Source organism: Candidatus Zixiibacteriota bacterium, assembly GCA_034439475.1.
Lineage (GTDB): Bacteria > Zixibacteria > MSB-5A5 > GN15 > FEB-12 > JAWXAN01.
Genome location: JAWXAN010000038.1, coordinates 1 through 6,216 on the forward strand (window position 1 = coordinate 1; position 6,216 = coordinate 6,216).

Below are 6,216 nucleotides of genomic sequence, written 5' to 3' on the forward strand. Positions count from 1 at the left end.
GCGTCTCTCTCAGCCGGATTATAGGTTCCATCGGCCACATTCAGCTTGCTGGCATAGGCATCAGCGAACGGTGTTTGCGGCAGACCGAGCTCGGTCTGCTCGCGGCGTTCATTCGATGCCAGTAGCTCTTCGATTTCCGACATCTTCGGAAGATCAGCGAGCGAATTCAATCCGAAGAATTTGAGGAACTCCTCGTTTGTCCCATACTGAAGCGGTTTACCAACCGTCGTCGCGCGTCCGGTAATGAGCACCATATTTTTCTCAAGCAGCGTATTGATGACGCCATCCGAGGAGACACCGCGAATTTGCTCGATTTCATTTTTAGTCACCGGCTGTTTGTAGGCGATAATAGCAATCGTTTCGAGAGCCGCGCGAGTCAGACGCATTTTGCGCCGACGCGCGAAAAGCTCCTCGACATAGCCAACATAATCCGGCAAGATGTAAAACTGATAGCCGCCCGCTATCTCGCGGATTCTAAACGATGAGCCAGTCTCGGTGTAACGGACATTCAACTCGGTGACTGCCTGCGCAATTCTGGACGGAGTAAGCGAGCCGGTCACATTGACTATGCGCGAAACAGATAGCGGTTCAGGCGAAGCCAAAATCATGGCTTCGACAGTCGACTGGATATAGGCATCATCTATCATACTTCATTAACCTGTTCGTCTATTGGTTCATAGGCAATAAGATCAATTTCTCGATGCGGCGCATCATAAAACTCTCCGCGGTACACCCGAAGGGCCGAGAATGGAAAGGCCTGCTGAAGATTGACTCTTCGCGTGCGGGCCAGTTCGAGCATGGCAATGAATGACACGACCGCCGTCATTTTCTTCGGATGATCTATATAAAGATCTTCAAACAAGGCCGACTCTTCGCCTTTAAGATACCGCATAATGAGCAACATACGCTCTTCAATTGATATTTCCTCCGGCACAACCTCATGAAATATCTCCGGCTTTTTGCCAGCCATGAGGTTTCGGTAAGCCGCCATAAGATCAAAAAGAGTTGTCGCGGGCGAAAGGTCGACCCGTCCTTCGATTTTTCCAAGCGGCGCTGGTGGGACATAATGCTGCTCTTCGAGCAGGGCTTTTTCGCGGAGAACTTCGGAGGCTTCTCTGTACTTTTTGTACTCCATGAGCGCCCAGATAAGCTCTTCGCGCGGGTCCCCTTCATCAAGTTCAGCCTCAAAACTGGGCAGAAGCAGGCGGGTCTTTATCCGAATGAGCGTGGCCGCCATCAGCACAAATTCGCCAGCGACCTCGAGGTTGAGCGTCTGCATCATCTCGATATATTTCAAATACTGGCGCGTAATCTTTGCGATAGGAATATCGGAAATATCGACTTCTTCTTTTTTTATGAGAAAGAGAAGCAGATCGAGCGGTCCGCTAAAGACACCAATGTCGACTTGGTAATTTTCGCGATATTCGTCCGGCGCATCGACCGATCGAAACTCGGCCTGTGATGACACTACCGAGCTTGGGGCCTTGCTCATGACAGTTGCTTTCTATAATCTGTTTTCATAGCGCTACGCACCTTGTCCATAACATTCTGGGCGCGGTTTCGTGCCCGTTCCGCTCCTGTATTTAATACATCCCAAACGTAATCTGGTTTTGAAGAAAGTTGTTTCCTTTTCTCTCTGATTGGCCTGAGAACGGAATTGAGATTGGCCGCAAGTTTCATTTTACAGTCGACACACCCAAGTTCTCCTGTCCGGCATGGAGGGGCAATAACCTCGGTTGCGTTTTCAGTATATATCTTATGCAAAAAATAAACCGGGCAAATATCGGGATTACCCGGATCACCACGCCGAACCTTTTGCGGATCGGTTATAAATGTCCGTATCCGTTTTTCGGTCTGTTCTTCGGTGTAATCAATCGGGATATGATTGTCGTATGATTTGGACATCTTCCTGTTGTCAGCCCCAAGTATCAGCGGGGTCTCAGCAAAGAGCGCCTGCGGTTCGACGAAGACTTTCTTATATGTGGAATTGAATCGTTTTGCTAAATCTGCGGCCAACCAAATATGCTTCTCCTGGTCTTTGCCGACGGGCACTTTATCGGCATTATATAGACATATATCTGCGGCTTGAAGCACCGGATATCCCAGAAATCCATACGAATCCAGCTTCTCTTTTTTCTCGATATATGTGGGTAGTCGGGTCAAAGTCGGGACACTTATGAGCATGGAAAATATCAAATGAAGCTCGGCGTGCTCTTTTACTTCAGACTGAATAAATATCGCGCACTTTTCCGGATCGAGCCCGGCGGCGAGGAAATCGATCCCCATTTGAAAAATGCGGTCTTTGAGGCCGACTGTGTCATTATAATCAGCAGTCAGGGCATGCCAGTCCACAACACAGATAAACATCCAGTATTGGTCTTGTAAACGAACCCAGTTTCTGAGCGCGCCTTCGAGATTGCCGATATGCAATGCCCCGGTTGGCTGCATTCCGGAGAGGACTGTTTCCTTCTTTTTTTTTATATCATTCATATATAGGGCACTGGATTATACATGTGCCGATGGTAGAGGGAAGAAGGCGTTAAATCAATTAAAAATAGCGGGCACGTTTTCTGTCGTTTTGCTGGTGATGCCCAGCCACGTCGCCATATTATCTTGTACCACACTCCCGACATTCGTCGGGACGGTGTGATCTTCAAGTTGGTGCAGGCCAGAGACGGCCTGCACGAAAATTCAAAGAGAATTACACTGTGAAATGTCTTCCTTGATTCAGCCGTAGCCAAGACTTAACGCAACCGGAAAAGCTTGGTTCTGCACCTTGCCCCACCGCTCAATTCCCTTTCTCCCTGTCTCTGCTCCCCAAATCAATCAAAAATAATTGAAACTCTCAGCCATAAGATCGGTTAAAGGGGCCAAATAACAGATGTTCGACAAAGATTGACAAACTGCTTTGTTTGCCGTATCCTCTCCATCGCGCATTAGTAACCACCCTCATTTGTATTGAGGAAACCGGACTCGTACCTCACGCATGTCATTCAGCAAGCTTATGACCCTGCAGGAATCGGGTCATAAACGAAATTGAAGGAATTGTGAATGACACAAACGCACCATCCCACCCAAAACGCCAGTAACTTCTATGGTCTTGGGATCGCCCCAAAACTGCTCGAAGCGTTGGACAAAATGAAGTTTACCGAGCCAACCCCTATCCAGCAAAAGGCAATTCCGGTCGCTATCGAAGGTCTGGATGTCATTGGTATTGCCCAGACCGGCACCGGCAAAACGCTCGCTTTTGCCATACCCATGATCCAGCGCATTGCCCGAGTCCAGGGACGCGGACTTGTGATTTTACCCACACGCGAACTTGCGCTCCAAGTCGAAGAAGTATTTCAGCGAGTCGGACGGACATTCGGCCTGAAAACGGCCATTCTCATCGGCGGGGCATCGATGCAGCCCCAGTTGATGGCTCTCCGCAAAAACCCCCATGTCGTCATTGGCACACCCGGAAGAATAATCGACCACCTCACCCAGAAAAGCCTTCACCTGAATGATGTCAATGTGCTGGTTTTGGACGAAGCCGACCGTATGCTCGATATGGGTTTTGCTCCGCAGATTAAGCGGATTCTTGTGGCTGTTCCACGCGACAGACAGACGATGCTGTTCTCGGCAACCATGCCCGATCAGATTGTCAAAATCGCCGCAACCCATATGAAACTGCCAGTCCGCGTCGAAATTGCCCGCGCAGGAACCGCCGCTGAAAATGTGGAACAAGAGATTTTCATGCTCCGCAAGGATGAAAAGCATATCCAGCTCCAGAAAACACTCGAGGAGTACCGCGGAGCGATCCTTGTCTTTTGCCGGACGAAATTCGGCGCCCAGAGAATTACCCGCGCTGTACGCGGAATGGATCACAGTGCCGCCGAAATCCACTCCGACCGTTCCCTTGCCCAGCGGAGAGAGGCCCTGGAAGGCTTCAAAAAGGGGAAATACCGCATCCTGATTGCCACCGACATCGCCTCGCGTGGTATCGATGTCAAAGGGATTGAGTTGGTTATAAACTATGATATCCCCGATAACCCCGAGGATTACGTCCACCGAATCGGACGCACAGGCCGCGCCGGACTTGCAGGAAGAGCCATCTCATTTGTCACACCCGACCAGCGGAGTAAAGTCAAAGATATCGAAAAACTCGTCCGAACTGTCCTCTTGGGAGGCAAAGACGCGGAAAAAATCCAGCCCGAGCGTCCACACCAGCCCTTTGGGCGAGCCCGAAGACAACAGCCGGCCCGCATGAGACGCCGTTAGTTCACACATTACAGCACAGCTAATTTTTGCATTATTACAAATCTGTCAATATGGCCTATTGACAGATTTGACTTTTTGCGTACCTTGTGAGTGCCTCGTATAGTGGTGGATACGGATTTCCGATGCGTGTGCGATGTTTTGACTGAACTGTATAGGGCTTAAAAGCTGGTCTGTCCAGCATGGTAGGGACGATGAAACGAGTACTTTTAGGCGCAATTCTCATTCTGGCGTTGATGATCCCTTCGGCATCGTTTGCCTTTGGATTTTTCAACATTGCCAGCGCTTCACTAACCAAGATTGATTCTGACAGCTATCGTTTAAGAGTCGAACTGAATTACAGCTTGTCTTCCGAAGAAACAGAGCGTTTCCTTAATTATTCCTACCTCGGTAAATTTTCGTTGTCTACCCCAGGAAAATCCTACAATTATTATGCGACCCGAGGATTCAATGACGAACTCCAGGATTTTGGCGATTATGGAGCGCCGGCGTGGGATGCCAACAATGGCGACGACCCGACCACTCTCGGGAGATATTTCGGCTTTGATTTCGACCTTAACGGTTCAAAATTCGACAAGTTTACTTTTGATTATTCCGGTCTTGTAAATCAGCATGAACTCATCATCAATAAGAACGGTACCCACGGTATTGGAGTTGGTAGCCAGTACCTTTACACAGGCTCTTTCTCAATTAACAATCCCGGCGGCGGTGAAACCGCTGTCCCAGAGCCGGCTTCGATGCTTCTTTTTGGTCTTGGTCTCGCCGGAGTCGGCCTGATCAGACGAAATCGCAAGTAAGCAAGCGAACATAAAACTGTCAAAAACCCCTCCCACCAGAGGGGGTTTTTGTTTGGATTATCCATTGTCACGGATGGCAATTGCGGCAGGGGGACAATCCTTTAGACAGCCCTTCTTCGCGGGTCGCAAAGCGAATTTGATTCTCAATTTTTTGGTCAGAAATCGAATTACAGCCCGGGCGGTGCAACCGGAATGAATTTTTACCTGCCACATAATATCCTTCCGGCTCATATTGCAAATTCCACAGCCCAACCCTCCGGGCGATAGCATTTCGCTGACTGGCCAAAATCTGATTTATTTCCTCATCTTTGAGATCGCTGTCTTTGAAGAGATAAATATAGGCCAGCCCAGAATCAACAAGCGCTTTGTTAACCAAAAGCGTGTCGTCAACATAGAGATAGCCCAACAGACGCCCGTATTTGTCCCGACGGGTTCCGCCATACTCAAGTCGTCCGGGTTCACCCTTCGCAAGCTTGGAAAACATGCTCCGTGCCTCATTATAGAGCGGTTCATCCTTTTCAGGGGTGTCTATGCCGAGCAGCCTGAGCCTGTCACCTCCGGCAAGGTCGCCGGTATCTCCGTCGAAAACCGCTGTAACCGTGAACCTGTCCGTCTCTTTACGCTCTGGGCCGACCTGCTCGACAAAACGCACAAGTAAGAGCCCCGCCGCCACGGTACCGACAAGCGCCACGCTTTTCAGAGCGTTTCTTGATCGCCTACGCTTTGCCATTGACGTCTGCCTTTGCGAATAATGTGGCCATGTTCAAACATAGTTTTACACAACCCTTACCGCTATCGCTAATTGCTGTTTTGGGGTTGGGGTCCTTGGGAGCATGGAGCAGGGCTGTTCGTGCTCCTGTCATGCTCCCTACTTGCCTTCGTATGCTCCATGGGGTGCCCTACTGGCCACAAACATGAATACTGGATTCTCCGCCGTGGGCCGACCGGAATGACCTTTTGGGGTGATGCCTATAGTATCAGGGAGCCCGATTTCCATGGGATTCCCTTATTAATGTCGTACCGGCGTAGGCCGGTACCCAGCATAAATCTTCATGCAATCACACCGTCCACCGATGGCGGAGAATCCATCTTCTCGACATCAGTAACGCTAAACGAATATAAGACGTCAGGACCCAAGGGTCACTGACCTACTAATATCGGA

6 protein-coding genes are annotated in these 6,216 nt (G+C 49.7%); 2 read left to right on the top strand and 4 right to left on the bottom strand.

Annotated features, from left to right (window positions below; all coding sequences use genetic code 11):
* The 3 genes from scpB to trpS all read right to left on the bottom strand — a co-directional run.
* Positions 1–647: SMC-Scp complex subunit ScpB (gene scpB, locus SGI97_05295; GenBank protein MDZ4723301.1), on the bottom strand; the 647-nt coding region annotated here is incomplete at its 3' end.
* Positions 644–1,492 (bottom strand): segregation/condensation protein A, encoded by an 849-nt coding sequence (locus SGI97_05300; protein MDZ4723302.1) that lies wholly within the window; start codon positions 1,490–1,492, stop codon positions 644–646. The genes scpB and SGI97_05300, both read right to left, overlap by 4 nt.
* Positions 1,489–2,490 carry a tryptophan--tRNA ligase gene (gene trpS, locus SGI97_05305; GenBank protein MDZ4723303.1) on the bottom strand — a complete coding sequence of 334 codons (1,002 nt, stop codon included), beginning with the start codon at positions 2,488–2,490 and terminating at the stop codon, positions 1,489–1,491. The genes SGI97_05300 and trpS overlap by 4 nt, the downstream gene beginning before the upstream one ends.
* A gap of 561 nt (positions 2,491–3,051) precedes the next feature.
* On the opposite strand from trpS, the gene SGI97_05310 reads away from it, so the two are divergent.
* On the top strand, positions 3,052–4,260 hold the full coding sequence (locus SGI97_05310) for a DEAD/DEAH box helicase (protein ID MDZ4723304.1): 1,209 nt from the start codon (positions 3,052–3,054) through the stop codon (positions 4,258–4,260).
* A gap of 191 nt (positions 4,261–4,451) precedes the next feature.
* Positions 4,452–5,054, top strand: a complete 603-nt coding sequence (locus SGI97_05315) for a PEP-CTERM sorting domain-containing protein (GenBank protein ID MDZ4723305.1) — start codon at positions 4,452–4,454, stop codon at positions 5,052–5,054.
* Positions 5,055–5,121: 67 nt separating this feature from the next.
* On the opposite strand, the gene SGI97_05320 is transcribed toward SGI97_05315, so the two are convergent.
* A complete protein-coding gene (locus SGI97_05320; protein ID MDZ4723306.1) occupies positions 5,122–5,784 on the bottom strand; it encodes a thermonuclease family protein in 663 nt (220 codons plus the stop codon).
* Between the last annotated feature and the right edge of the window lie 432 nt (positions 5,785–6,216).

Excerpts from the sequence above, each read along its gene's own strand:
- SGI97_05300 (MDZ4723302.1), bottom strand. The coding sequence starts at position 1,492 with ATGAGCAAGGCCCCAAGCTCGGTAGTGTCATCACAGGCCGAGTTTCGA.
- trpS (MDZ4723303.1), bottom strand. The coding sequence starts at position 2,490 with ATGAATGATATAAAAAAAAAGAAGGAAACAGTCCTCTCCGGAATGCAG.
- SGI97_05310 (MDZ4723304.1), top strand. The coding sequence starts at position 3,052 with ATGACACAAACGCACCATCCCACCCAAAACGCCAGTAACTTCTATGGT.
- SGI97_05315 (MDZ4723305.1), top strand. The coding sequence starts at position 4,452 with ATGAAACGAGTACTTTTAGGCGCAATTCTCATTCTGGCGTTGATGATC.
- SGI97_05320 (MDZ4723306.1), bottom strand. The coding sequence starts at position 5,784 with ATGGCAAAGCGTAGGCGATCAAGAAACGCTCTGAAAAGCGTGGCGCTT.